Annotated in this window: 23 protein-coding genes; 10 read left to right on the top strand and 13 right to left on the bottom strand. The window is 65.4% G+C overall.

All coding sequences use genetic code 11. The annotated features are described in order from the left end of the window. Positions 1-29: 29 nt before the first annotated feature. Both gltB and CT676_RS13005 read left to right on the top strand, forming a co-directional pair. Complete coding sequence (gene gltB, locus CT676_RS13010) at positions 30-4,763, top strand: glutamate synthase large subunit (protein WP_135214793.1); 4,734 nt, start codon at positions 30-32, stop codon at positions 4,761-4,763. A gap of 163 nt (positions 4,764-4,926) precedes the next feature. Further along, entirely contained in the window at positions 4,927-6,378 is a 1,452-nt protein-coding gene (locus tag CT676_RS13005) for a glutamate synthase subunit beta (RefSeq protein ID WP_085398400.1), read from the top strand. A gap of 180 nt (positions 6,379-6,558) precedes the next feature. On the opposite strand, the gene CT676_RS13000 is transcribed toward CT676_RS13005, so the two are convergent. Continuing rightward, complete coding sequence (locus CT676_RS13000; protein WP_135214792.1) at positions 6,559-8,301, bottom strand: outer membrane beta-barrel protein; 1,743 nt, start codon at positions 8,299-8,301, stop codon at positions 6,559-6,561. A gap of 191 nt (positions 8,302-8,492) precedes the next feature. Between CT676_RS13000 and CT676_RS12995 the strand changes: the two genes are divergently transcribed. Then, on the top strand, positions 8,493-9,500 hold the full coding sequence (locus tag CT676_RS12995; protein WP_085398398.1) for a KpsF/GutQ family sugar-phosphate isomerase: 1,008 nt from the start codon (positions 8,493-8,495) through the stop codon (positions 9,498-9,500). 109 nt (positions 9,501-9,609) lie between these two features. On the opposite strand, the gene CT676_RS12990 is transcribed toward CT676_RS12995, so the two are convergent. Continuing rightward, on the bottom strand, positions 9,610-10,167 hold the full coding sequence (locus CT676_RS12990) for a carboxymuconolactone decarboxylase family protein (protein ID WP_085398397.1): 558 nt from the start codon (positions 10,165-10,167) through the stop codon (positions 9,610-9,612). A gap of 72 nt (positions 10,168-10,239) precedes the next feature. Here CT676_RS12990 and CT676_RS12985 point away from each other — a divergent pair, with 72 nt between their 5' ends. Next, positions 10,240-10,566 (top strand): helix-turn-helix domain-containing protein, encoded by a 327-nt coding sequence (locus CT676_RS12985; RefSeq protein WP_085398396.1) that lies wholly within the window; start codon positions 10,240-10,242, stop codon positions 10,564-10,566. A 126-nt stretch (positions 10,567-10,692) separates the two neighbouring features. Here CT676_RS12985 and CT676_RS12980 read toward each other — a convergent pair whose 3' ends face one another. The 5 genes from CT676_RS12980 to hemH all read right to left on the bottom strand — a co-directional run bounded on the left by CT676_RS12980 (position 10,693) and on the right by hemH (position 15,109). Next, positions 10,693-11,136 carry an NfeD family protein gene (locus CT676_RS12980; RefSeq protein WP_028148102.1) on the bottom strand — a complete coding sequence of 148 codons (444 nt, stop codon included), beginning with the start codon at positions 11,134-11,136 and terminating at the stop codon, positions 10,693-10,695. Between the two features lie 112 nt (positions 11,137-11,248). Next, positions 11,249-12,253 (bottom strand): SPFH domain-containing protein, encoded by a 1,005-nt coding sequence (locus tag CT676_RS12975; protein WP_071909416.1) that lies wholly within the window; start codon positions 12,251-12,253, stop codon positions 11,249-11,251. A gap of 195 nt (positions 12,254-12,448) precedes the next feature. Then, positions 12,449-12,976, bottom strand: coding sequence for a hypothetical protein (locus CT676_RS12970; protein ID WP_244623161.1), 528 nt, complete (start codon positions 12,974-12,976; stop codon positions 12,449-12,451). Positions 12,977-13,082: 106 nt separating this feature from the next. Then, positions 13,083-14,060, bottom strand: a complete 978-nt coding sequence (locus CT676_RS12965; RefSeq protein WP_085398395.1) for an ABC transporter substrate-binding protein — start codon at positions 14,058-14,060, stop codon at positions 13,083-13,085. A gap of 11 nt (positions 14,061-14,071) precedes the next feature. Then, entirely contained in the window at positions 14,072-15,109 is a 1,038-nt protein-coding gene (gene hemH / locus CT676_RS12960) for a ferrochelatase (RefSeq protein ID WP_085398394.1), read from the bottom strand. Between the two features lie 82 nt (positions 15,110-15,191). Here hemH and CT676_RS12955 point away from each other — a divergent pair, with 82 nt between their 5' ends. After that, positions 15,192-15,590: an MAPEG family protein gene (locus CT676_RS12955; protein WP_085398393.1), complete on the top strand. Its 399-nt coding sequence runs from the start codon at positions 15,192-15,194 to the stop codon at positions 15,588-15,590. Between the two features lie 175 nt (positions 15,591-15,765). On the opposite strand, the gene CT676_RS12950 is transcribed toward CT676_RS12955, so the two are convergent. From CT676_RS12950 to CT676_RS12940, 3 genes are read right to left on the bottom strand one after another with little or no spacing between them, the layout of a single operon-like run. After that, the gene (locus CT676_RS12950) at positions 15,766-16,905 is read right to left on the bottom strand and encodes a nickel/cobalt transporter (RefSeq protein ID WP_085398468.1); all 1,140 of its coding nucleotides are present in this window, start codon (positions 16,903-16,905) and stop codon (positions 15,766-15,768) included. Next, the gene (locus CT676_RS12945; protein ID WP_085398469.1) at positions 16,896-17,534 is read right to left on the bottom strand and encodes a DUF1007 family protein; all 639 of its coding nucleotides are present in this window, start codon (positions 17,532-17,534) and stop codon (positions 16,896-16,898) included. The genes CT676_RS12950 and CT676_RS12945 overlap by 10 nt, the downstream gene beginning before the upstream one ends. Then, a complete protein-coding gene (locus tag CT676_RS12940) occupies positions 17,534-19,615 on the bottom strand; it encodes a M3 family metallopeptidase (RefSeq protein WP_135214791.1) in 2,082 nt (693 codons plus the stop codon). Before CT676_RS12940 ends, CT676_RS12945 begins: the two co-directional genes overlap by 1 nt. A 137-nt stretch (positions 19,616-19,752) precedes the next feature. On the opposite strand from CT676_RS12940, the gene CT676_RS12935 reads away from it, so the two are divergent. The 5 genes from CT676_RS12935 (at position 19,753) to CT676_RS12910 (ending at position 24,574) form a co-directional block, all read left to right on the top strand. Beyond that, positions 19,753-20,007, top strand: coding sequence for a hypothetical protein (locus CT676_RS12935; protein ID WP_041954176.1), 255 nt, complete (start codon positions 19,753-19,755; stop codon positions 20,005-20,007). Positions 20,008-20,682: 675 nt separating this feature from the next. Further along, entirely contained in the window at positions 20,683-21,825 is a 1,143-nt protein-coding gene (locus CT676_RS12925) for a type III PLP-dependent enzyme (protein WP_085398471.1), read from the top strand. A gap of 145 nt (positions 21,826-21,970) precedes the next feature. Then, positions 21,971-22,558: an N-acetyltransferase gene (locus CT676_RS12920; RefSeq protein ID WP_085398472.1), complete on the top strand. Its 588-nt coding sequence runs from the start codon at positions 21,971-21,973 to the stop codon at positions 22,556-22,558. Between the two features lie 135 nt (positions 22,559-22,693). Further along, positions 22,694-23,083, top strand: coding sequence for a RidA family protein (locus CT676_RS12915; RefSeq protein WP_085398473.1), 390 nt, complete (start codon positions 22,694-22,696; stop codon positions 23,081-23,083). Positions 23,084-23,131: 48 nt separating this feature from the next. Continuing rightward, on the top strand, positions 23,132-24,574 hold the full coding sequence (locus CT676_RS12910) for a homospermidine synthase (protein WP_041954184.1): 1,443 nt from the start codon (positions 23,132-23,134) through the stop codon (positions 24,572-24,574). Between the two features lie 63 nt (positions 24,575-24,637). Here the strand turns inward: CT676_RS12910 and CT676_RS12905 are convergent, their stop codons facing one another. The 3 genes from CT676_RS12905 to CT676_RS12895 all read right to left on the bottom strand — a co-directional run bounded on the left by CT676_RS12905 (position 24,638) and on the right by CT676_RS12895 (position 26,623). Next, positions 24,638-25,378 (bottom strand): acetoacetate decarboxylase, encoded by a 741-nt coding sequence (locus CT676_RS12905; RefSeq protein ID WP_071909407.1) that lies wholly within the window; start codon positions 25,376-25,378, stop codon positions 24,638-24,640. A 94-nt stretch (positions 25,379-25,472) separates the two neighbouring features. Next, positions 25,473-25,805, bottom strand: a complete 333-nt coding sequence (locus CT676_RS43980; protein ID WP_085398476.1) for a hypothetical protein — start codon at positions 25,803-25,805, stop codon at positions 25,473-25,475. A gap of 101 nt (positions 25,806-25,906) precedes the next feature. Further along, positions 25,907-26,623 (bottom strand): MgtC/SapB family protein, encoded by a 717-nt coding sequence (locus CT676_RS12895; RefSeq protein ID WP_085398474.1) that lies wholly within the window; start codon positions 26,621-26,623, stop codon positions 25,907-25,909. Positions 26,624-26,698 lie beyond the last annotated feature (75 nt).

Genomic DNA, 26,698 nt, shown 5'->3' with positions numbered 1-26,698 from the left:
CAGCTTGCCGCATGGAGAGGATTGGAACAATGAACGGGTCGCAATTCGAGCGCGCAAACATCGTGGCAGAAGAACTGTCGGCGACGGTCGCCTCGAAAACGACTGATCCGATTCAGGAACACAATTCGCGTCCGCCGGCCGTAGGTCTGTACGATCCGAGCCTGGAAAAGGATTCCTGCGGCGTCGGCTTCATCGCCAACATCAAGGGCAAGAAGTCCCACGAGATCGTCGCGGACGCGCTCAGCATCCTCTGCAACCTCGAGCATCGCGGCGCCGTCGGCGCCGACCCGCGCGCCGGTGACGGCGCCGGCATCCTGGTGCAGATCCCGCACCCCTTCTTCAGCCGCAAGGCCGGGGAGCTCGGCTTCACGTTGCCGGCTCCTGGCGAATATGCCATCGGCGCGCTGTTCATGCCGCGCGACACCGCCTGGCGCAATGTCATCAAGAGCATCATCGCCGACCAGATCAAGGAAGAGGGCCTGACCCTGCTTGGCTGGCGCGACGTGCCGACCGACAATTCCTCGCTCGGCGTCACCGTGAAGCCGACCGAGCCCGCCTGCATGCAGGTGTTCATCGGCCGCAACGGCACCGCCAAGACCGAGGACGATTTCGAGCGCCGGCTCTACATCCTGCGCAAGTCGATCTCGCAGGCGATCTACCAGCGTCGCGACCGCGGCCTTGCGGGCTATTACCCCTGCTCGATGTCGTGCCGCACCGTGATCTACAAGGGCATGTTCCTCGCCGACCAGCTCGGCAAGTACTATCCCGATCTGCACGAGGCGGACTTCGAGAGCGCGCTGGCGCTGGTGCATCAGCGCTTCTCGACCAACACCTTCCCGGCCTGGTCGCTGGCGCATCCCTATCGCATGATCGCGCATAACGGCGAGATCAACACGCTGCGCGGCAACACCAACTGGATGGCGGCGCGCCAGGCTTCCGTGAGCTCCGAGCTCTACGGCAAGGACATCAACCGGCTCTGGCCGATCTCCTACGAAGGCCAGTCGGACACCGCCTGCTTCGACAACGCGCTCGAATTCCTGGTGCAGGGCGGCTACTCGCTGCCTCACGCCGTCATGATGATGATTCCGGAGGCGTGGGCCGGCAATCCTCTGATGGATGAGAAGCGCCGCGCCTTCTACGAATATCACGCCGCCCTGATGGAGCCGTGGGACGGCCCCGCCGCGATCGCCTTTACCGACGGTCGCCAGATCGGCGCTACGCTGGACCGCAACGGGCTGCGTCCGGCGCGCTATCTCGTCACCAAGGACGACCGCATCGTGATGGCGTCCGAGATGGGCGTGCTGACGATCCCCGAGGACCAGATCATCACCAAGTGGCGCTTGCAGCCCGGCAAGATGCTGCTGGTCGACCTCGAGCAGGGCCGCCTGATCCCGGACGACGAGATCAAGGCCGAGCTCGCCCGGAGCCATCCCTACAAGGAGTGGCTGGAGCGGACCCAGATCGTGCTGGAAGAGCTGCCGAAGGTACCGACCACCGGCGTGCGCTCCAACCTGTCGCTGCTCGATCGCCAGCAGGCGTTCGGCTACAGCCAGGAAGACATCTCCATCCTGATGACGCCGATGGCCTCCACCGGCGAGGAAGCCGCGGGCTCGATGGGCAACGACACGCCGATCTCGGCGCTGTCGGACAAGGCCAAGCCGCTGTTCACCTATTTCAAGCAGAACTTCGCGCAGGTCACCAACCCGCCGATCGACCCGATCCGCGAGGAGCTGGTGATGAGCCTCGTCTCCATCATCGGACCGCGGCCGAACCTGTTCGACCTGCAGGGCCTCGCCACCACCAAGCGTCTCGAAGCGCGCCAGCCGATCCTGACCGATGCGGATCTCGAGAAGATCCGCTCGATCTCCGATGTGGCCGAGTCGCACTTCAAGTCGCGCACGCTCGACACCACCTTCCACGCCGGTCTCGGTGCTGCCGGCATGGACCAGGTGCTCGACGAGCTTTGCGCGCGTGCGGAAGCCGCCGTCCGCGAGGGCGTCAACATCATCATCCTGTCCGACCGCATGGTCGGCAGCGACCGGGTGCCGATCCCGGCACTGCTGGCCTGCGCCGCCGTGCATCATCATCTGATCCGCGTCGGACTGCGCACCTCGGTCGGCCTCGTCGTCGAATCCGGCGAGCCGCGCGAAGTGCATCACTTCGCCTGCCTGGCCGGCTACGGCGCCGAAGCGATCAATCCCTATCTGGCGTTCGAAACCATCATCGCGATGAAGGACCGCCTGCCCGGCTCGCTCGACGACTACGAGATCGTCAAGCGCTACATCAAGTCGATCGGCAAGGGCCTGCTCAAGGTGATGTCCAAGATGGGCATCTCGACCTACCAATCCTATTGCGGCGCGCAGATCTTCGACGCCGTCGGCCTCAAGGCGGACTTCGTCGGCAAGTTCTTCGCCGGCACCCATACCCGCGTCGAGGGCGTCGGCCTTGCCGAGATCGCGGAAGAAGCGGTGCGCCGTCATGCCGACGCGTTCGGCGACGCGCAGGTCTACAAGACCGCGCTCGATGTCGGCGGCGAATATGCCTATCGCAGCCGCGGCGAGGACCATGCATGGACCGCGGAGTCGGTCGGGCTGCTCCAGCACGCCGCCCGCGGCAATTCGCTGGAACGCTACCGCGCCTTCGCCAAGATCCTGAACGAGCAGTCGGAGCGGCTGTTGACGCTGCGCGGCCTGTTCCGGATCAAGAACGCGGACGAGGAGAAGCGCAAGCCGATCCCGATCGACCAGGTTGAGTCGGCCAAGGACATCGTCAAGCGCTTCGCCACCGGTGCGATGAGCTTCGGCTCGATCTCGCGCGAGGCGCACACCACGCTCGCGATCGCCATGAACCGGATCGGCGGCAAGTCGAACACCGGCGAAGGCGGCGAGGAAGCCGACCGCTTCAAGCCGATGCCGAACGGCGATTCCATGCGTTCGGCGATCAAGCAGGTCGCCTCGGGCCGCTTCGGCGTCACCACGGAGTATCTCGTCAACTCCGACATGATGCAGATCAAGATGGCGCAGGGTGCCAAGCCCGGCGAAGGCGGCCAGCTGCCCGGCCACAAGGTCGACGCGACCATCGCCAAGGTTCGTCACTCGACGCCGGGCGTCGGCCTGATTTCGCCGCCGCCGCATCACGACATCTACTCGATCGAGGATCTGGCGCAGCTCATCTACGACCTCAAGAACGTCAACCCGACGGGCGACGTCTCGGTCAAACTGGTCTCCGAGATCGGCGTCGGCACGGTCGCCGCCGGCGTTGCCAAGGCGCGCGCCGACCATGTCACCATCGCGGGCTTCGAGGGCGGCACCGGCGCTTCGCCGCTGACCTCGATCAAGCACGCCGGCTCGCCCTGGGAGATCGGCCTTGCCGAAACCCACCAGACCTTGGTGCGCGAGCGGCTGCGCAGCCGCATCGTGGTCCAGGTCGACGGCGGCTTCCGCACCGGCCGTGACGTCGTGATCGGCGCGCTTTTAGGGGCCGACGAGTTCGGCTTCGCCACCGCGCCGCTGATCGCGGCCGGCTGCATCATGATGCGCAAGTGCCATCTCAACACCTGCCCGGTCGGCGTCGCGACCCAGGACCCGGTCCTGCGCAAGCGCTTCACCGGCCAGCCCGAGCACGTGATCAACTACTTCTTCTTCGTCGCCGAGGAAGTCCGCGAGATCATGGCATCGCTCGGCTTCCGCGCCTTCAACGAGATGATCGGCCAGGTTCAGCTGCTCGACCAGACCAGGCTGGTCGCGCACTGGAAGGCCAAGGGCCTCGATTTCTCGAAGCTCTTCGTCAAGCAGAAGGAAGAGAAGGGCCAGAAGATCTATCACTCCGAGCGCCAGAACCATCATCTGGAAGCGGTGCTCGACCGCACGCTGATCGAGAAGGCGACGCCTGCGCTCGACCGCGGCGCGCCGGTGAAGATCGAGGCCAGGATCAACAGCACCAACCGCTCCGCGGGTGCGATGCTGTCGGGCGCGGTCGCCAAGATCTACGGTCATGCCGGCCTGCCGCACGACACGATCCATGTCGGCCTCAAGGGCACCGCCGGCCAGGCGTTCGGCGCGTGGCTGGCGCAAGGCGTCACCTTCGAGCTCGAAGGCGAAGCCAACGACTATGTCGGCAAGGGCCTCTCGGGCGGCAAGATCATCGTCAAGCCCCCCGCCAACAGCGGCATCGTGCCGGAAGAGAGCATCATCGTCGGCAACACGGTGATGTATGGCGCCATCCAGGGCGAGTGCTACTTCCGCGGCGTCGCCGGCGAGCGTTTCGCCGTGCGCAACTCGGGTGCGGTGGCGGTCGTCGAAGGCGCCGGCGATCATTGCTGTGAATACATGACCGGCGGCATCGTGGTCGTGCTCGGCAAGACCGGGCGCAACTTCGCGGCCGGCATGTCCGGCGGCATCGCCTATGTGCTCGACGAGACCGGCGACTTCGACAAGCTTTGCAACATGTCGATGGTCGAGCTCGAGCCGGTGCTGTCGGAAGAGCTGATCAACGCCGGCACCTATAACCACTCGGGTGACCTCGAGGCGCACGGCCGGGTCGACGTGTTCAAGAACCTGCTCGACTCCGATGTCGAGCGCCTGCACGTCCTGATCTCGCGCCATGCGAAAGCGACCGGCTCCAAGCGCGCCGCCGACATCCTTGCCAACTGGAAGGACTGGCTGCCCAAATTCCGCAAGGTGATGCCGGTCGAATACCGGCGCGCGCTGCGCGAAATGGCCGCCAACGCGGACGCCGAGCCGAAAATCGCGATCGGCGCGTAGAGCGATAAGCCCTCATGGTGAGGAGCGCGATAGCTGCGTCTCGAACCATGAGGTCACCAGCGGGGCCTTTCATCCTTCGCGACGCGGCGCCAGTGCGCCGCTCCTCAGGATGAGGGTCTGGCTAGAGAGAAGACGAATTTAAGCGGCAGGGACTTCGGGTTTAATGGGCAAGATCACGGGTTTTCTCGAAATCGAACGGCATGACCGCAAGTACACCCCGGTCGCCGAGCGCGTGAAGCACTACAACGAGTTCGTCGTTCCCTTGACCGAGAAGGAAACGCGCGACCAGGCCGCGCGCTGCATGAATTGCGGCATTCCCTATTGCCACGGCACCGGCTCGGTCGCGCCCGGCACGCCCGGCTGCCCGGTCAACAACCAGATCCCCGACTTCAACGACCTCGTCTATCAGGGCAATTGGGAAGAGGCCTCGCGCAACCTGCACTCGACCAACAATTTCCCGGAGTTCACTGGCCGCATCTGCCCGGCGCCGTGCGAAGCGTCCTGCACGCTCAACATCGACGACAACCCCGTCACCATCAAGACCATCGAATGCGCGATCGTCGACCGCGCCTGGGACAATGGCTGGCTGAAGCCGGAAGTGGCGACCGTCAAGACCGGCAAGAAGGTCGCGGTGATCGGCTCGGGTCCGGCCGGGATGGCCTGCGCGCAGCAGCTCGCGCGCGCCGGCCACGACGTGCATCTGTTCGAGAAGTTCGCCAAGGCCGGCGGCCTGCTGCGCTACGGCATCCCCGACTTCAAGATGGAGAAGGGCGTCATCGACCGCCGCGTCAAGCAGATGGAAGGCGAAGGCGTCACCTTCCACTACAACAGCCATGTCGGCGCTGACGGCAATGTCGACCCGCGCGAGATGCTCAACGATTACGATGCCGTCGCGCTGACCGGCGGCGCAGAAGCCCCGCGCGACCTGCCGATCCCCGGCCGCGACCTCCAAGGCATCCACTACGCCATGGACTTCCTGCCGCAGCAGAACCGCCGCGTCTCCGAGGAGCCGCTCGGCGGCGTCCAGGAGATCCTGGCCGGCGGCAAGCATGTCGTCGTCATCGGCGGTGGCGACACCGGCTCTGACTGCATCGGCACCTCGCTGCGCCAGGGTGCGCTCTCGGTCACCCAGCTCGAGATCATGCCCGCCCCGCCCGAGCGCGAGAACAAGGGCCTGACCTGGCCGAACTGGCCCTTGAAGATGCGCACCTCGTCGAGCCAGGCCGAAGGCGCGATCCGCGAATACGCCGTGCTGACGCAGAAGTTTTCCGGCGAGAACGGCCAAGTCAAGAAGCTGCACTGCGTGCGCGTCGACGACAAGTTCAAGCCGATTGCCGGCACCGAGTTCGAGCTCGATGCCGAGCTCATCCTGCTCGCGATGGGTTTCGTGCATCCCGTGCACGAGGGCCTGCTCAAGCTGCTCTCGGTCGATCTCGACCCGCGCGGCAACGTCAAGGCCAACACGCTCGACTACCAGACCTCGCGCCCGAACGTGTTCACCGCCGGCGACATGCGCCGCGGCCAGTCGCTGGTGGTGTGGGCGATCCGCGAGGGCCGGCTGTGCGCGCGGTCGATTGATACGTTCCTGATGGGGAAGACGGATCTGCCGCGGTAGGTTCTCGCTCCGCTGCCAGATTTACGAAAGGTGTCATCGCCCGCGAAAGCGGGCGATCCAGTATTCCGAGACAGCTGTCGCCTACTGAGAGGCCGCGGCGTACTGGATGCCCCGGTCAAGCCGGGGCATGACTGTTGAGCAAGCGGCAAGATGGCGCGTCAATCCACGTGCTCACCGCCTCTAGTTCTGCAACCTCACCCCCACCAACATCACCGTCCCCTGCGAGCTCGACCCCGGCTGGTTCGAGTTCAGGATGTCGTGGCGCAGCGTGCCCTTGATCCAGATGTTGCGGTTGAGCTTGTAGATCAGATTGCCTTCGAGCGAGTAGGTTTTGTCGTTGCGATTCTGGTTCTGGTAGTCGTAGGTGCCGTAGGTGAACTTGCCGACGGCGGTGAGCCAGCGGCGGAAGTCGTGATCGACCTCGATCCCGTAGGTGTGCACCAGCACGCCGGAGGAGCCGGGGACCGTGGACTCCGCGATCTGCGTGTCGGTGGCGAATTTCACCGTGGTCAGGCCGCTCGCATTCCAGATCAGCGAGCCCGCGGTGAGGAAGCCCGCGAGCTGGCTGAGGCGCGGGTCGACATAGTTGCGCGCGGTATAGCCGACCGAGATCTCACCGATCAGGATGCGCGAGAACTCGAAGCTCGAGCCGACCTTGGCGTAGCCACCCGATGAATCGCGGAAATAGCCGTTGCGGTCGGCGGGCTGGTCGTGCACGCGACTGTCGCCTTCGATCTCGACGAACGGCTTCAGCCCCGGCTTGAGGTCGTAGGAGAAACGACCGATGCCGCCATACTGGTTGAAGTCGCGGTCGTTGTTGCTGAAGGTCGAGCCGTCGGTCAGCTTGGAATCGGTGTAGGCGGTGCGATCGACGGTGGCGCCGGCGGCCACCTGGAAGCGATTGAAGGTCTGGTCGAAGCCGAAGGTGCCGCCATAGCTGGCGTAGATCGGATATTTCTGCAGGCCCGCCTGCACGTTCGGGCTGCCGGGATTGTCGGTCGCGACCCGCAGCCGGAACTGCGAGGTGAGCTTGAGGTCGCGACTGACGTCAAAACGACCGTCGACATGGCCGGTGAAATCGGGGCGGTCGATCTCGACCGGCGACGGCGAGGCAAAGCCGTCGATCGTCGCCGGCATGTTGTTGGTGTAGCCGGAGAACGAGCCGCGCAGATCGGCGACCAGCGCGTGGCGCTCCCAGTCGGACATCACGAGAAGATCGGGCGCGACGACATAGGCCGGCGAGCCGACCGGCTTGTTCAGGCGCGCCGGATTGGTGTCGTAGCCGGCGGAGAGCTCGAGCCCGCCCTTGATCAGGAAGCTGCCGGCATAGTCGCCGACCGCTCCGAACGCATCGTCGTCGGCCTTGAGGCGGCGGCGCAGCGGCTGGCCGGGCACGGTGCCCGCCATCGCCCGCGGCACCGGCGCCTTGTTTGCGGTTTCCGACGGTGGCGGCGCGATGCGCGGCGGCCCTAGCGTCCGGTCCGGCGTTGCTGGCGGCACCGGCGAGCCGGGTCCGACCGGGCGCTTCGGCTTCGGCTGCCCGGGATAGAGCTTTGGCTGCTGCCGCTTGCGGTTGAGCGAGTCGTAGCCGGAGCCGCTGGCGCCGTTGGCGGCCGGCAGGCCGTAGGTCGGCACCTGGCCGACGCGCGAGGTCGCCGGCGCCTGCTGGCGCTTGCGCGGATCGGCATTGGGATCGGGCAGCGCCGGGAGCGCATCCAACGGCGCCTGCGGCACGCCCGCCGTGCGGCGCGTCGGCAGCGTGTCGGGCGCGGCAAAGCCGCCGCGATTGGGATTGAACAGGTCGGGCGTGAGGCTCTGGGCGGCCGCCGGCGCGCTTCCGAGGGCAGTCAGCGCCAGGCACGGCAAAGCCGCACGCAGGAAATGCCCGCGTTTGCTCCGGCTCGTGCCTGGAGGCGCCCCCACGATGTAAGAACTCCAACGAAATCAAAGACTTCCACGACGACCTCCGCCAGCGGGCGGGAACCATCGTTAATGGAGTTAAAACAATTATGGTTAATGACCCGTTTCGGGGCCTGGCGCTCTCGTCGCCTCGCCGGTCTGGCCATGCTAAGCAGGCGCCAACGGGCGAGCGCCCCTCCTCCCTGGACCTGAACATGTCGAGCTCGAAACCCCTGATGACCCCATCATCCGGCCCCAACCCCGACAGCGTCGAATCCGCGCTCCGCACCTTGGAGACGGAGAGCGGCGGCATCAACGCGCTCGCCGCTGCCCTGCGCGGTCCGCTGGGCGCGACCTTCGCCAAGGCGGTCGACCTGATCCGCAACGCCAAGGGCCGCGTCATCGTCACCGGGCTTGGCAAGTCCGGCCACATGGCGCGCAAGATCGCTGCGACGCTGGCCTCGACCGGCACGCCGGCCTTCTTCGTCCACACCGCGGAGGCCGCCCATGGCGACCTCGGAATGATCACCGCCGACGACGTCATCATGGCGCTGTCCTGGTCCGGCGAGCAGCCGGAGATGAAGACGCTGGTGAACTATTCGGCGCGCTTCGCGATCCCGATGATCGCGGTGACGTCGAACGCGGCGTCCTCGCTGGGCCAGGCCGCCGACATCGTGATCGAGCTGCCGAAGGCGCGCGAGGCCTGCCCGCACAATCTGGCGCCGACCACCTCGACGCTGATGCAGGCTGCAATCGGCGATGCCATTGCCATCGCGCTGCTCGAAGGCCGCGGTTTTACCGCGCTGGAGTTCGCGCATTTCCACCCGGGCGGCAAGCTGGGCGCGATGCTGAAATTCGTCCGCGACTACATGCGCACCGGCGCGGAGATCCCGGTGAAACCTGAAGGCACCAAGATGTCGGACGCGGTGATGGAGATGTCGGCCAAGGGGCTTGGCTGCGTCTGCATCGTCAACGCCGCGAACGAGGCCATCGGCATCATCACCGACGGCGATTTGCGCCGTCACATGCGGCCGGACCTGCTGACGGTGTCGGTCGACGACATCATGACCAGGCAGCCGAAGACCGTGCCGCCCTCGATGCTCGCCAGCGAGATGATCGAGGTGCTGAACACCCGCAAGATCACCACGCTGGTGGTGACCGAAGCCGACAAGGTGGTGGGCATCGTGCACCTGCACGATCTGCTGCGGGCGGGCGTGGCGTAGGGCCGCTCTTTCCACATCGTCATTGCGAGCGCAGCGAAGCAATCCAGACCGCCTCCGCGGAGACGGTCTGGATTGCTTCGTCGCAAGAGCTCCTCGCAATGACGAGCGGTTAGAGCGGTGCCGGAAACCTCACCGCCCTCTCCTCCAGCGGCAGCTTCAGCCCGTTCGCCAGGTACGACACCGTGCGGTAGAAGCCGCACAGCAGCATGATCTCCAGGATCTGGGCCTCGTCGTAATGCGCCGACAGCGCGGCGAATTCAGCGTCGTCCAACGTCGCGCGGTGATACAGCGCATCGACGGCGGCGATCAACGCCTGCTCGGCCGGCGACCAGCACGGTGACGTCGCATCGCCCCGCACGGTCGCGTGCACCTCCTCCTCGCTGAGCCGCGCCGGCCCGGCGAAGATCGCGACATGCACGCCCCATTCATATTCGCATCCGGTCAGCGCGCAGGTGCGGTCGATCACGATCTCGCGCTGGCGCAATGACAGCGGGCCGGGATCGAGCAGCCCGCCGGCGCGGAACTTGTCCCAGGCGCGGGCGTGGCCCGCCATCACCCGAAACAGCACCAGCGGCGGCGCACCGCGCATGATGCGGTCGAACTGCGCCTGGATCTCCGGGGGATAAGGCGGGACGAGCGGCGCGATGCGCGGCGTGGCCTGGGACATCAGCTGTCTCCGTTGCTACAATTATCGTAGCAATACGCTACATTATTTGTAGCACGACGCAAGAGGGCCGGGATGGCGAAACAGGCAGCATCAGGGAGCCGCAATGTCCGCGGCTCGCGCACCGGGCGGCCGATCATGGCGCTGCTCGACCTCCTCGGCCGACGCTGGAGCCTGCGGATCTTGTGGGAATTGCGCGACCAAGCCCTCACCTCCCGCGCGTTGCGCACCGCCTGCGACGAGGCCTCGCCGACAGTGCTGCAGGCGCGGCTGACGGAGCTGCGCGACGCAGGGTTCGTGGAGCTGGGCGACGGTGGAGGTTACGGGCTGACGGCACTGGGGCGGGAGCTGTGCGAGACGTTCATGCCCCTGCACCGGTTTGCGGAGAGGTGGAAGAGGTAGAGCAGCCAAGCACGCTGCCTTTCTCTCCACAAACTCAGTATCGCGTTCGGTGAGAGATACCCCTCACCCGTCTCGCCGCTACGCGGCGAGCCACCCTCTCCCGCAAGGGGAGAGGGGAAGAAAGGATCACGCCGCGGCCACCGTCAAATTCGCACCGTCCACCTGCACCACCTTCACCCGCGTCCCGGCCGGCGTATCGGGCCCGGCCACGCGCCACACCGTGTCGCCGAGGCGCACGGTGCCGTTGCCGTCGATGATCGGTTTCTCCAGCGTGAACTCGCGGCCGAGCAATGCCTCGCTGCGCTTGTTCAGGAAGGGGCTGGTGCTTGCGTCCAGCTTCGGCCGCGCGAGCCGGCGCCACACCGGCACGGCGGCGGCAGCGAAGATTGCGAACATCACGAGCTGGATCTGCCACGACACGGCGACAGCAAAGGAGATCAGGCCAACCAGCAACGCGGCGAGGCCGAGCCAGAACAGGAACACGCCCGGCGCCAGCACCTCCAGCGCCATCAGGATGAAGCCGAAGATCAGCCAATTCCAGGTGCCGAGCGATACGAACATGTCGGTCATGACACGACCTCTTTATGCTGGCGTATGCCCTGATCGGAAAACCGGTCCCCACTTTTCCGGGGCATGCGCTTTAAATTGCCGCATGCACTTTTCGAAAGTGCATGCGCTTTGATTACCCCTGTCGCGGCGGTACCGCCGGCGGCGTGGGGCCGGTCGTCGGCACCGAGCCGCCGCGGCGGGCGGCAGCGGCCGCGGACGCCGCGCTTTCGCCGAACGTTGCCTTGGCGATCTCGCCGATGCCGGCGAGCGAGCCCAGCATGCTCATCGCTTCGACCGGAAGCATGATGACCTTCTGGTTCGGCGAGTCCGCCAGTTGCCCGAACGCCTTGATATACTTGTCGGCGATGAAATAGTTCAGCGCGGCGACGTCTCCCTTGGAGATAGCCTCACTGACCATCTGCGTCGCCTTGGCCTCGGCCTCCGCGGAACGTTCGCGAGCCTCGGCGTCGCGGAACGCAGCTTCCTTGCGGCCTTCGGCCTGGAGGATCTGCCCCTGCTTGGCGCCCTCGGCGCGCAGGATCTCGGACTGGCGCTGGCCTTCGGCGGCCAGAATGTCGGCGCGCTTGACGCGCTCGGCCTTCATCTGCCGGCCCATGGCTTCGACGAGGTCGGCGGGCGGCACGATGTCCTTGATCTCGATGCGGTTGACCTTGAGGCCCCAGGGCGAGACCGCAGCGTCGACGACGCGAAGCAGGCGCTCGTTGATCTCGTCGCGATGCGACAGCACCTGGTCGAGATCCATCGCTCCCATCACCGAGCGGATGTTGGTCATGGTCAGGACCGTGATGGCCTGGGTCAGGTTGGAGACCTCGTAGCTCGCCTTGGCGGCATCGAACACCTGGTAGAAGGCGACGCCGTCCACCGTCACGGTGGCGTTGTCCTTGGTGATGACCTCCTGCTCGGGAATGTCGATCACCTGCTCCATCATGTTGATCTTGCGTCCGACGCGATCGAAATAGGGCACGATCAGGTTGAGCCCGGGGCTCAGCGTCTGGGTGTATTTGCCGAACCGCTCGATGGTCCAGTCATAGCCCTGCGGCACCGTCTTCACGCCGGCGACCAGCGTGACGATGACGAGCAACACCAGAACAATCGCGAAAACATCGAAACCGCTCATACTTCCTCCAAGGCGGGAAAGCCCTTTCCCGCGCTGTCATTGGTCGGGAACGCAACCCTACCGGTTCAGCGGTCACCATTTACGTCGGCGCGGGGCGACATTTCCACAAGAAGTACGGAGGCGGAACGATCGCCGATAAGTATTGTGAGAAAGCCCTTGAAAGGGCACGGAGGCAACCTAGCAACGACCGGTGTCCTAGTTGGACCATGTAAAATTCACCGGCTTCAGCGCGGCGAGCTCGGGCCGCTCCTTGCGCAGCTTCGCCAGTTGGACGGCCGTCGGCCTTGTCTCGAAACTGCGTTGCTGCCCTGGAAAGACGGTCGCAACGTAATACAGTCCGGGGGCGGGAAGATCGATCTTGGGCGTATGCACCGGCATGAATCCCATCGACGCGCCATTCGGGAGATAGGTGCCCGGGCGACCCGTCGTCGTATAGTTTTGCAGCTCAAGCCCCGTCGTTCCGACAGCGACCGGAATCGCAACAAAGCCGTCCGGAGCAAGGCTGATCCCTCGCGCGTTGATCGCGGGAAAACCGTTGTGAACGAACTGAAGATAGTTGATCGTCTCGCTGCCGCCGTTTGCGACCAGGACAATGGCCGTATCACTCTTGACGGCACCGCCGGCCCGCACCGCTTCCGGATACATGGTCGACGCAACGTCCCCGGTCGTGTTGCAGCCAGCGAGTCCGCAGGCCACGACGGCTACAAGCAACAATCCCCGCATGTAATCGCGCCCGCCCCGTTCGAGCCGCATCGCTCGCGGCAACATCCCCACCGTCATTCTGCCCCAGGAATTCCGGAATCACCAGTCGAAGGTAGCTTCGGCGCCCCTATTCAACCACGGTGTTGGCGAGCGCAAGCAGCGAGGGCGACATCGTCAACCCCAGCGCCCTCGCCGTCTTCAGGTTGATCGCCAGCTCGAACTTGGTGGGGTTCTGGACCGGCAGGTCGGCTGCCTGCGCGCCTTTCAGGATGCGATCGATGTAGTTGGCAGCGCGGCGGAGCTGCTCGGCGCTGTCGGTGCTGTAGGACATCAGCCCGCCCTCGTCGACGAAGGTGCGGCTCCAGAACACCGCCGGCACGCGGGCTTCACCGATTGCAGCCAGGAGCTGGGAACGATTGGCCATGGTGAAGAAGTCAGGCAGCACCAGGTGGCCGCTGTCCTTTCGCGAAGCCAGCGCGGCGATCGAGCCGGCGTCCTGAACCGGCGCTGCCTCGACCGTCACGTGAAGCGTCCGTGCGGCGTCCTCGATCGTGCGCAGCATCAGGGGCGCGAACGGCGCGGTGGCGGGATTGTAGACGACGAAGACGCGGGACACTTTTGGCGTGACCTGCGTCAGCATCTCCAGCCATTTGCCGGCGAGCGGGCCGTCGTAATCGGTGAAGCCGGTGATGTTGCCGCCGGGATGGGCGAGGTTTTTGACAAAGCCCTGGCTGACGGGATCGGTCACGACGGCGAACACGATCGGGATCGTCGTGGTGCGCTGGCGCAACTCCTCGACCGAGGGCGTGCCGACCGCGAGCAGGATGTCCGGCTTGAGCGCCACGAGTTCGTCGGCGAGGCGCGCGATGCGCGCCCGGTCGCCGGCGCCGCTGCGCCAATCGATCCTGAGGTTGTCGTGCTCCTTCCAGCCATGAGCGGCGAGCGTCTCGACCAGGATCGTGCTGCGGGCCTGCCCGATCGCGTCATCCGCGGCCGTGACCGAGAGCACGCCGAGCCGCCGGGTCGCGTTCGGCTGCTGCGCCAGCACCGAGGCCGGCAGCGCGGCGATCGTCCCAAGAAGCGCCAAAGTCTCGCGGCGGTTCATGGGACACGCCATCAAATCCAGCCCTGAAGCTCGCGCAGCACCAGGGTGCGGATCACGTCCATGCCCGGATCGCTGTCGTTGAGACAGGGGATCGCGGAAAACTGCTCGCCGCCATTATGCTTGAAGATCTCGGCATTCTCCTGCGCGATCTCCTCCAGCGTCTCCAGGCAGTCGGCGGAAAAGCCCGGCGTCACCACCGCGATGCGGCGCACGCCCTCCTTGGCCAGGCGCTCCATGGTCTTGTCGGTGTAGGGCTGGAGCCACTCGTCATTGCCGAAGCGCGACTGGAAGGTCAGCAGCAGTTTCGTCTCGTCCATGCCGAGCCGGCGGCGCAGCGCCTCGGTCGTGGCGACGCAGTGGCTTTGGTAGGGATCGCCCTTGTCGACATAGGATTTCGGCATGCCGTGGAAGGACGCCACGATCAGCTCCGGCGTGAACGGCAGCGTCGCCAGATGCGTCTCGATCGAGATCGCGAGCGCCTCGATATAGGCCTCGTCCTCGTAATAAGGCGGCGTCACCCGCAGCGTCGGCTGGTTACGCAAGCGGGCGAGCACGCGGAACACTTCGTCGCAGACCGTCGCCGAGGTCGAGGCGGAATATTGCGGATAGAGCGGCACGGCGAGGATGCGGTCGCACCCCTTCGCGATCAGCGCGTCGATGCCGGACTTGATCGAGGGATTGCCGTAGCGCATCGCCCAGTCCACGACAACGTGGTCGCTGTCAGACAGTGCGGCCGCAAGCTTGTCACTCTGCGAGCGCGTGATGGTCTTCAGCGGCGACTCGTTCCGCTCATTGTTCCAGATCTTCTGATAGTCCAGCGCCTTGGTGCGGGGACGGCTGCGCAGGATGATGCCGTTGAGCACGAACTGCCAGACGAGCCCCTGGTCCTCGATGACGCGGGCGTCCGAGAGGAATTCCTTGAGATAGACCCGCACGCCGGGCGCATCGGCCGTATCGGGCGTGCCGAGATTGACCAGGAGCACGCCGACGCGCCGCAGGCTGGACCGGACGGCGGGCTTTTGCGCTGCGATGGGGGCAATTGTCGTCATGATCAGTTGCGTCGCGCGTTGCTCCGAACTTGTCAAGATGAGGTCGATTTCGCTAGGGTCGCGCCCAAGCGGGGAGGGGCTGATGACACTCGCGGAATTCTGCGTATTGGGAGCGCTGCTGCTTTATCTGACGACGATCGTCTCGATCAAATGGACGCGGTTTCGCATCTTCGACAATTCCCGGCCGCGCGACCCCGCCTTCTTCGAGGATGCGCTGGCGCAGCGCGCGCTTGGTGCCCACCAGAACGGCATCGAGACCTTTCCGTTCTTCGCCTTCGCGGTGCTGCTTGCCGAATTCCGGGATTCGCCGCAGCGGCTGATCGACGAGCTCGCCGTGCTGTTCCTGATCGTGCGGATCGCCTACGTGCTGACCTATCTCGGCAACCGCCCGACGCTGCGCTCGATCCTCTGGAGCATCGGTTTTGCGATCAATCTCGGGATCTTCTTCATGCCGGCGCTGAAGCGGTTTTTGCCGGTGTGATCTTTCTTCCTTCTCCCCTTGTGGGAGAAGGTGGCGCGCGTAGCGCGACGGATGAGGGGTATCTCTCCGCACGATTCAATCGTGAGAGGTTTGCTCGCGGAGAGATACCCCTCGCCCGTCTCGCCGCTACGCGGCGAGCCACCCTCCCCCACAAGGGGGGAGGGAAAGAGCAACCTTAGAAACACGTCGTCCGTTCGGCGGCGATGTAGCCGAACAGCAGGCCCGCGCCGAACAGCAGCACAAGGCCGGCGGCGCCGAATTCGATGCCGCGCATGAACAGGGCACCGCCGCCGTCGCGCCCGGCGCTGAGGCGGGCGGCGATGTCCTTGGCGGAGACGGCGACGACGGCGATGGCCGCGACCGTAATGGCGGTGCCGAGCCCCATCAGCAAGGTCGCGGCGATGCCGGCCCAGAACAGGCCCTGCGCCAGCGCGAACACCAGTACCAGGATCGCACCCGAGCAGGGCCGAATGCCGACTGTCAGGATCGCAGCGAACCCGCGCCGCCAGCCGCCGGGGCCGGCGAGCTCGCTCGGCGTCGGACCGTGGGAATGGCCGCAATGCTCGTCATGGACGTGGTCATGCGCATGGTGGTGATGGGCGTGGGCGTGACCATGGTCGTGATGATGGTGATCATGACCGTGATCGTGGTCATGATGGTCATGGGCATCATGGTGATGGCCGTGATCGTGATGGTCATGCGGCACGCCGGCGATCGCCGGCACCGGCTGGACCGCCTGCAGCGCACGGATGAAGGTGCGGCCCTTGACCCAGACCAGCCGCAGGCCGAACAGCGCGATCAGGCCGTAGCTCGCGATCTCGATCGCGCCTTCCGCCTTGCACATGGTCTTGGCGGTGGCGTTCAGCACCCAGGCCGAGATGCCGACGATCAGGATCGCCACCAGCGACTGCATCAGCGCCGAGGCAAACGACAGCGCGATGCCGCGCCGCGCGGTCTCGCGGTTGGCGACGAGATAGGAGGCGATTACCGCCTTGCCGTGGCCGGGGCCGGCGGCGTGGAAGATGCCATAGGCAAAGGAGATGAAGAGCAGCGTCCACACCGCCGAGCCGTCGGACTTGGCGGCGCGAATGGTCGCCGACATCTGGCGATAGAATTCCGACTGCTTTGCCAACAGCCAGCCAATGACGCCGCTGGCCTCGGGCTCCGCGGCCTGCGCCGGGCGTGGTGCACCGAACGGATTTTGCGCGAGGAGATCGTGAAGCGCGGCGTCCGCCACGCTCACAACAAGGAACACGGCCGCACAGGCCAGAAGCCCGCGCACAAGCGGGGAACGAAGACGACCAATCAAGGGCAATCCACCGTGATCTTGTTGGCGAACATCATGCCGAAATTCGAGTTCTCACCGTTCAGGAAGGTCTGCTCGTTGAGCTTCTGCGCGGTGGCGGAGCCGTCGCTGGGCCGATCGAGCTTCATCTGGCAGCCGGCGGGCGCGCCGACCAGCTTGACCGGATTGTCCTTGGCCATCTGGAAGTCGATGAAGTAGGAGCGGTCGAACACTTCGAGCACCAGCTGCTTGGGCTTGACCGGGTTCTTCAGCGGCAGCGTGAAGTGCAGGGTCAGCACGGTATCCTTGTAGTCGAGGAAGTAGTCGACCGGATCGTTAAAACGCTCCTTCTTGCCGTCGGCTCGCGCAAAGGTGAAGTAGGCGTATTCCTTCAGCGACTCGACATTGGTCTGCGCCAGCGGCCCGAGCTCCTCGCGCGTATAGGCGCCCTTGGTCTTGCTCTCGAGCCCCTGCAGGGCATAGGCCGAAAACATGTCATCAAAAGTCCAGGCGTGGCGCACGCCGGTGATGCTGCCGTCGGCGGCGTAGAGCAGCTCGCTAGTCGCGGTGATCCAGACATGCGGATGCGCCCGCGCCGCGCCGGCTGCGAACGTCATCGCAGCGGCGAGCAACAGGCCGAACAGGGCACGCATGCCCATCAGGCTGCCTTTGCGTCATCGAGCAGGCCGCGCCGGCGGAGCAGCGCGTCGGGCTCCGGCGGGCGGCCGCGGAAGGCTTCATAGGCGGCCTCGGGATCGACCGATCCACCCGAGGAGTAGATGTCGTCGTGCAGGCGCTTTGCCACTGCAGGATCGAAGATGTCGCCGGCCTCCTCGAAGGCGCCGAAGGCGTCGGCGTCCATCACCTCCGACCACATGTAGCTGTAGTAACCGGAGGCATAATGGTCGCCGGAGAAGATGTGGCCGAACTGGGTGGGGCGGTGGCGCAGCGAGATCTCCTCGGGCATGCCGATCTTTTCCAGCTCCTTCTTCTCGAAGGCGCGGACATCCTGCGCGGCGGAAGCCGGCTGGGTGTGGAATTCGAGATCGACCAGCGCCGAGGAGACGAACTCGACCGTGGCAAAGCCCTGGTTGAACTTTCGTGCGGCGAGGAAGCGCTGGAGCAGATCGTCCGGCAGCGGCTCGCCGGTCTGGTAGTGGCGGGCGAACTGCTGCAGCACCTCGGGCCGCTCCTGCCAGTGCTCGTAGAGCTGGGACGGCAGCTCGACGAAGTCGGTGAACACCGCGGTGCCCGAGAGTGACGGATAGGTCACATTGGAGAGCATGCCGTGCAGGCCGTGGCCGAACTCATGGAACAGGGTCCGGGCATCGTCGGGCGACAGCAGCGAGGGCTCGCCGTTCGCGCCCTTGGCGAAGTTGCAGACATTGATGACGAGCGGCGCGATCTCGCCGTCGAGCTTCTGCTGGTCGCGCAGCGAGGTCATCCAGGCGCCGGAGCGCTTCGACGGCCGGGCATAGTAGTCGCCGTAGAACAGCGCCTTGTGCTTGCCGTCCGGCCCCTTTACCTCCCAGACCCTTACATCCGGGTGCCAGGCCGGCACGTCCTTGCGCTCCTCGAAGGTGATGCCGAACAGGCGGGTGGCGCAGTCGAAGGCGGCGGCGATCATGTGATCGAGCGTAAGATACGGCTTGATCGCGGCGTCGTCGAAATTGGCGCGCTGGAGGCGGAGTTTTTCGGCATAGAAGCGCCAGTCCCAGGGCGCGAGCTTGAAATTGCCGCCCTCTTCCGTGATCAGCGCCTGCATCTCGTCGCGGTCGGAGAGCGCACGCGCACGCGCCGGCTTCCAGACCCGCTCCAGCAGGCCGCGCACCGCATCCGGCGTCTTGGCCATGGAATCCTCGAGCCGGTAGGCGGCGAAGGTCGGATAGCCCAGAAGCTTGGCGCTCTCCTCGCGCAGTTGCAGGATCTCGACGATGGTGCCGTTGTTGTCGTTGGCATTGCCGTTGTCGCCGCGCGCCGTGAAGGCCTTGTAGACCTTCTCGCGCAGGTCGCGGCGGGCCGAGCTCTTCAGGAACGGCTCGGTCGAGGAGCGCGACAGCGTGACGATGGCCTTGCCGTCCATGCCGCGCTCTTCCGCCGCAGCCTTGGCGGCTGCGACGAAGCTCTCCGGCAGGCCCTCGCGGTCGGCCTCCCCCAACTCCATGAACCACTCCTGCTCGTCGCCAAGCAGGTGGTGGCTAAAGCCGGTGCCGAGTTGGGCGAGCTTCTCGTTGATCTCCGCCATCCGCGCCTTGGCCTCTTCGGAGAGGCCGGCGCCGGAACGGTGGAAGCGGGTGTAGGTGCGCTCCAGCAGGCGGAGCTGCTCGGGCGAAAGACCAAGACCGGCGCGGTTCTCGTGCAGATGGGCGATGCGACCAAACAGCACGGCGTTCATCATGATCGGATTCCAGTGCCGCGCCATCCGCAAGGAGACCTCCTTGTCGATCTCCAGGATGGCCGGGTTGGAATGCGCCGAGACGAGGTCGTAGAAGACCGCCGCGACCTTGGTGAGGAGCTTGCCGGAGCGCTCCAGCGCCGTGATGGTGTTGGCGAAGTCGGCGGCCGCCGGATCGTTGGTGATCGCCGCGATCTCGGCGGAGTGATCGGCGAAGGCCTGCTCGAAGGCCGGCAGAAAGTGCTCGGGCTTGACCTCGTCGAAGGGCGGGGTCGCAAACGGCGTCACCCAGGCCTTCAGCAGCGGGTTGGTCTCGGGGTCCGTGGTTTGGCGGGGGTCTGACATCGCAAGTCCCGGTTTTTGTGGCTCGATTGTTGGGGTCAGCTATAGCACGCGATGGGGCTTTTTTGGGCCATTTGCCCTTGCTCCCGGCCGCCTTTTCGGGGAGATTGCGGCCCTCGAAGCTACGGACCCCAAAGCTCATGAACGCGCCTGCCTCATCTTCCCGTCAGATCGTCTGGCCAAGCGTCATCACTGTCGTCAGCGCGGCCATCCTGATCGGCGCCGAGGTGTTCGGCGCCGCGTTCGCCGGCGGCTGGGCGCTCGCGATCCTGTTCGGGCTCGGTGATCAGGGCACGCACATCCTGCAGGCTGTGCTGTTCGCGCTCGGCGTGCTCGTGATGACCGCGTTCATCCGCGCGGCTCAGCGCGTCGAGCCGTTCACGAAGCGCCGCTGACGCTTCCTCGCGCGCGCAAGACGCGCGCACGGCTGAGAAAACTTAACGCGCGTTCATCTTCCGCGTCGCTCGCGCAACACTGCGCAAGCAGATGTTAGGCAATTCTGTCCTCAGCCTAAAAAAATTCTTGCGAAGCTGAGTCAAAACGCTTATGTGCGCTCTTGCCCAATTTCGCACGTGCCTGTGGTCGTGTGTCAGTCGGTAGGTATCCGGACAAGAGGCCGGACAGCCGCCAAGGGGTGAAGAAGCCGAGGGGCTCTTCGGAAGTGCGGAAGTCGCGAGACCGAAAGGTCGGACGAGGAAGCAAACCCGGAGCGTCCAGCATCTCTCTCAAAGAGATGCCATGTCGAAGGTGACTTCACTTTTTGCAACCGTGACTGGCAGCCGGAGGCGAACCGGCGCACCCCGCTCTCAACGGGGGACGCGACTTAAAGCAACGACGGATCGGGCTTTTTTGGTCTCTACCGGCAGTCCAACGCCGGCGCGGGCTACTGAAAAGGCTTGTCCTTCATTGCCAGGTGTGCGGGCGGGAACAATCCCAACCAATCCACGGCAGCACAGTCTGGTTTGAGTCTTTGGCTCGTCGCGCCTCCATCGCGCGATCTGGCCGGAGCGCTCTTATCCGACGTCATTTTTTGAACGGATCCCCGTCGCTGGGCCGTTTGGGAGAGTGCTATGACCGAACGTATTCAGGAATTCCTGCGCACCCGCCGCAGCGAGGGCCGGGACACCGAGCCTTGCCTCGTCGTCGACCTCGAGGTCGTGCGCGACAATTACCAGACCTTTGCCAAGGCGCTGCCCGACAGCCGCGTGTTCTATGCCGTCAAGGCGAACCCGTCGCCGGAAGTGCTGTCCCTGCTCGCCTCCATGGGCTCCTGCTTCGACACCGCGACGGTCGCCGAGATCGAGATGGCGCTGGCCGCGGGTGCGACGCCCGACCGCATCTCCTTCGGCAACACGATCAAGAAGGAGCGCGACATCGCGCGCGCCTTCGCGCTCGGCATCCGGCTGTTCGCGGTCGACTGCGTTCCCGAGGTCGAGAAGGTCGCCCGTGCCGCTCCCGGCGCGAAGGTGTTCTGCCGCATCCTCTACGACTGCGCCGGCGCCGAATGGCCGCTGTCGCGCAAGTTCGGCTGCGACCCGGAGATGGCCGTCGATGTGCTCGACGTTGCCAAGCGCCTGGGCCTGGAGCCGTGCGGCATCTCCTTCCATGTCGGCTCGCAGCAGCGCAAGGTGAAGGCGTGGGACCGTGCGCTGGCGATGGCCTCGCAGGTATTCCGCGACTGCGCCGAGCGCGGCATCAACCTGACCATGGTCAACATGGGCGGCGGCTTCCCGACCAAGTACCTGAAGGACGTGCCGCCGGTCGTGACCTACGGCCGCTCGATCTTCCGCGCGCTGCGCAAGCACTTCGGCAACCAGATTCCGGAGACCATCATCGAGCCGGGCCGCGGCATGGTGGGCAACGCCGGCATCATCGAATCCGAGGTCGTGCTCATCTCGAAGAAGAGCGACGATGACGAGGTGCGCTGGGTCTATCTCGACATCGGCAAGTTCGGCGGTCTCGCCGAGACGATGGACGAGTCGATCCGCTACGCCATCCGCACCCCGCATGACGGCGCGGACATGACGCCGTGCGTGCTCGCGGGCCCGACCTGCGACAGCGCCGACGTGCTGTACGAGAAGACCCCGTATCCGCTTCCCGTCACGCTCGAGATCGGCGACAAGCTGCTGATCGAAGGCACCGGGGCCTATACGTCGACCTACTCGTCGGTGGCGTTCAACGGCATCCCGCCGCTGAAGACGTACCACATCTGATTTGCCGCATCTGATCCGCCTCTCGTTCTGAGGCCTGACGAACCCGGGAGCCGGTCCGCCGGCTCCCTTCCTGACATTGCCATTCTGACGACGTCTTGAGCCGGCGTGCTTCTCGCACGCGGGTTCAAGCGGGGACTGACGCGCCATGACTGCTTTTCGGAAGCCACAAGTCGCCCTCACTTCGAAAGCCGCTCCGTTCGCGATCCGTGCGGAACGTGCTGCCGACGTCGCCGCCCGTGAAGCGCTGCTGGATGCCTGCTTTGGCGAGAACCGCCATGACCGCACCTGCCAGCGCCTGCGCGACGGACGTGCACCTGCCGCAGGCCTTGCCCTGTCGGCTGTGCGCGAGGGGACACTCGTGGGAACCGTGCGGCTGTGGCACGTCAGCGCCGGAGGCAGGCCCGCTTTGGTCCTCGGACCGCTGGCGGTGGACCCTGCCTTCCGCGAGCTCGGGATCGGCGCCGCGCTGATGCAACAAGCGCTGGCCGCCGCCCGGGCACGCGGGCATGCCGCCGTGATCCTGCTCGGCGATGCCCCCTACTACGCCCGCTTCGGCTTCTCGCCCGAGAAGACCGGCGCATTGATGCTGCCCGGCCCGTTCGAGCGCGATCGTCTGCTGGCGATCGAATTCCAGGCCGGTGCGCTGGATGGCGTTGAGGGGATGATCGTCCCGACCGGCGCGGCCATGCCCAAACGGAGGGTAGTTCGCGCCCTCCAGGCGCACGCGGCCTAAGGGATTGCCATGATGGCGACGACTTAAGCCGCGTTCCGCGGCGATGCTCGCGCAGGCCCGTTCCTTTAGGGTTGCGCGGGCCTGAGAAACGCCCTTTAACCCGCCAAACACCCCCTTCAGTCGAGGCCCACGACCATGTCCCGTCGCCTGATCTCCACCGGCTCTCCCCTCGAGAAGACCGTCGGCTACAGCCGCGCCGTGATCGACGGCGAGTTCGCCTTCGTCGCCGGAACCACCGGCTATGACTACACGACGATGACGATGCCGGCCGATGTCACGAGCCAGTCACGCAACTGCTTCAAGACCATCGAAGCCGCCCTGAAGGAGGGCGGATTCGAGATGGCCGATATCGTCCGTGCGACCTACTACGTCACCGACGCCAGCTACATCGATGCCCACTTCGCTGTCTGCGGCGAGGTTCTCGGCGACATCAGGCCGGCTGCGACACTGCTTGTCGTCTCCGCCCTCGCCAAGCCCGAGATGAAGGTCGAGATCGAAGTCACCGCCAAGCGCCGCAGCGCCTGATCCACCCCCCACCCTTTGTCTGCCAGCACGTTCCGGAGAAACCATCCCATGAGCCACCCCTCGCAGATCTACGCGAAGATCACTGGTCCCATCGTCATGGTCGGCTTCGGCTCCATCGGCAAAGGCACGCTGCCGATGATCGAGCGGCATCTCGACTACGACAAGTCGCGCGTCACCGTGATCGATCCCAAGGACGAGGGCCGCAAGGCGCATTGCGAGAAGCAGAACGTCCGCTTCATCCAGAAGGCCGTGACCCGGGACAATTACCGGGAGTTGCTGACCCCGCTGCTCACCGAAGGCGGCGGCCAGGGTTTTTGCGTCAATCTCTCGGTCGATACCGGCTCCACCGACATCATGGAGCTCTGCAACGAGCTCGGCGCGCTCTATATCGACACCGTCAACGAGCCCTGGCTCGGCTTCTATTTCGATTCCTCGAAGGGCCCGGAAGCGCGTTCCAACTACGCGCTGCGCGAAGTGACGCTGGCCGCCAAGAAGGCGCGCCCCGCGGGCTCGACGACGGCCGTCTCCTGCTGCGGCGCCAATCCCGGCATGGTCTCCTTTTTCGTCAAGCAGGCGCTGCTCAATGTCGCCGCCGATCTGAAGCTCAATGCCCCCAAGCCGAAGACCAAGGCCGAGTGGGCGGACCTGATGCGGCAGGCCGGTATCAAGGGCATCCACATCGCCGAACGCGACACCCAGCGCTCCAAGTCGCCGAAAGAGCCTGACGTCTTCGTCAACACCTGGTCGGTGGAAGGTTTCCTGTCGGAAGGCGTGCAGCCGTCCGAACTCGGCTGGGGCACCCATGAAAAATGGATGCCCGAGAATGCGCGCACCCACGAAGCCGGCTGCGGCGCGGCCATCTATCTGATGCAGCCCGGCGCCAACACGCGCGTGCGCACCTGGTGCCCGACCCGCGGCGCGCAGTATGGCTTCCTCGTCACCCACAACGAGTCGATCTCGATCTCCGATTACTTCACGGTGCGCGACGCATCGGGTACGGCGGTCTACCGGCCGACCTGCCACTACGCCTACCATCCGGCCGACGATGCCGTGCTGTCGCTGCACGAAATGTTCGGCCGTGCCGCGAAGATGCAGGAAAAGCACCACATCCTCGATGAGAACGAAATCGTCGACGGCATCGACGAGCTCGGCGTGCTGCTGTTCGGCCATGACAACAACGCCTATTGGTACGGCTCGCAGCTCTCCATCGAGGAGACCCGCAGACTCGCGCCCTACCAGAACGCCACCGGCCTGCAGGTGACCTCCGCCGTGCTCGGCGGCATGGTGTGGGCGCTGGAAAACCCGAACGAAGGCATCGTCGAAGCCGACGAGATGGATTTCGATCGTCTGCTGGAGATCCAGCTGCCGTATCTCGGCCCGGTGAAGGGTTTCTACACCGACTGGACGCCGCTGACGGATCGTCCGGGACTGTTCCCGGAAGACATCGACACGAGCGATCCCTGGCAGTTCCGGAATGTCCTGGTGCGTTGACCTCTCAGCGCTTCCGGTCGATAGCGATGCCCGGCCTTGTGCCGGGCATTTCTTTTTGCCGACCTATTTCGCCAAGTAATCGAACGCCACGCTGCCGAGCCCGAGCGTCAGGTCCGCTTTGAAATGCAGCGCGGAGACCACCTCGCGCACCGGCAGGCGGGCGACGTCGCAGAGTGCGTGGGGAAACAGCCCGAGCGCGGCAGGGCCGGTCCAAGCTTCCTTCAGCACGACATCATCGAGATGAAACCGCACCAGCTCGCAGATCCGCGGGCTGCCGTCGACATGCGGGATGATCTTCAGGATGAAGTTCGGCGCCGCCATCGATTTCAGCACCGTGTCGTGGTCGACCTTGCGGTGCTTGTAACCCATCGTGGCCGAAGCGCAGAGGACCGAGCCGTAATGCAGCGAGCCGACCAGGACGTCGCTCTCGATCTCGATCTTGGGCCTTGCGAGCTTCTTCGGAAAGCCCCACAGCTCGCGGCCGCCGGCGATCGGGGCCTCGTCGTCCAGATACATCGCGTGGGTGTAGCCGCCCTCCTCGCCCTTGAAGCGGACCGGGATCACCTGCCCGGTTTCGGTGTAGTCGCCGAATCCGGTCGAGTCGGGCATCCGGATGAACTCGTATTTCACCACCGGCTCCGCCACCTCAAGCGGCTCGGGCACGATGGCGGCGAGGGCTTCGGGATCGGTCCTGTAGGTGATGATGAAATATTCGCGGTCGAAGAAGCGATATGGCCCCGGCGGGAATGCCGGGTTGGTGAGCGGCATCGAATAGGCGGTGCGGCGGACGTCTTCGATCTTCATGGGAGGCCCCATCTGTCGTTGGCGCGACAGATTATGGAACGGGCCGGTTGCCGAGGCGAGATCAAATGCGCGTCACAATACGCCGGCCGCCGGGCTACTTCTCCTTGATCGGCGGCGCGATCTTCTCCGCGGGCGCCGCCGGCAGTGCCGGCTTGGTCGCCGCACCCCGCGTCTGCGGGTCGGGGCGCGCGGGCTCGGGGGCCGGCGTGGTCGGCCGGTCGCCGCCGGGCTTGGCTTCCGCGGGCGTCTTATCCTGATCGCCGGATGGCGTGCCCTGGAGCGGTTGGGTCGCCTGCGCCGTCTGCATCCGGCTCTCGGCCCGGATCTGCGCCAGCGAGAGGCCTGACACCACGGCGCCTGCTGCGAGCAGCGAGCATGCGACCATCAGGTCACGTTTCAGTCTGCGCTTGTCATTTGGGCCGGGCATGTCGATCACCGCCTTTATCCGCGGGATCAACGAACTTGCCCGACTGCGGTTCCGTGGCGGACGAGGCGGGAACCGTGCCTTCGCGCGCCAAAACGCCGCGCTCAGTCTGAGGTGTTAACTTCCCAGGTGGCGTGGCGCACGCCCGGCAGGTGCTGAAGATTGGTCGCCACCGCGTTGAGCTCGTTCGGATCGACTGCGGTCGCAACCAGCTTTGCGACGACCTCGAGAATATCATCCCCGATCTCAACCACGTCGATATCGGCCACCGGATATTTCGCGGCCTCCAGCTTTTCAACGAGGCGGTCGCGCATGTCGGGCAGGGCGTCGGCCGCGACGGCGAGCTTGAAATAGTAGGTCGCCTCCGAGGCCTTCTCGTTCAGCGGAATGCGGTTGATGGCGTTGACCAGTGGGCGCAGCATGGTGTTGCCGGCGATGACGAACACGGTCAGCGCGGCCGCCTGTGCGACCATGTCGGCGCCGGCGCAGGAGCCGACCGCGGCCGAAGCCCACAGCGTCGCCGCGGTGTTGAGCCCGCGGACGTCCATGCCCTGCTTCATGATGACGCCGGCGCCGAGGAAGCCGATGCCTGAGACGACATAGGAGATCACGCGGACCGCGCCGTCGGCGCCGGTCAGGTGCATGGCGAGATCGACGAAGGCGGCGGCACCGACCGCGACCAGCACGTTGGTGCGCAGGCCCGCGGTGCGCTGGCGGTACTGCCGCTCGGCGCCGATCAGCGTGCCCAGCACGAAGGCCGTGAAGAGGCTGACCAGCGTGTCCGCGAAGTCAGCAATCTGGAATGTCGTCAAAAACCGCATGGTCCCTCGCACGGGTTGGCAAACGATCTATGCGAGAGTGCCGACGAGGTCAATTTGAACGGGCACCGGCTGTGG

It is taken from the genome of Bradyrhizobium sp. MOS001, from assembly GCF_004634465.1.
In the GTDB taxonomy this organism is placed as follows: domain Bacteria; phylum Pseudomonadota; class Alphaproteobacteria; order Rhizobiales; family Xanthobacteraceae; genus Bradyrhizobium; species Bradyrhizobium barranii.
Note: the sequence above shows the minus strand (reverse complement) of the source record. Positions and strands in the feature narration are given on the sequence as shown.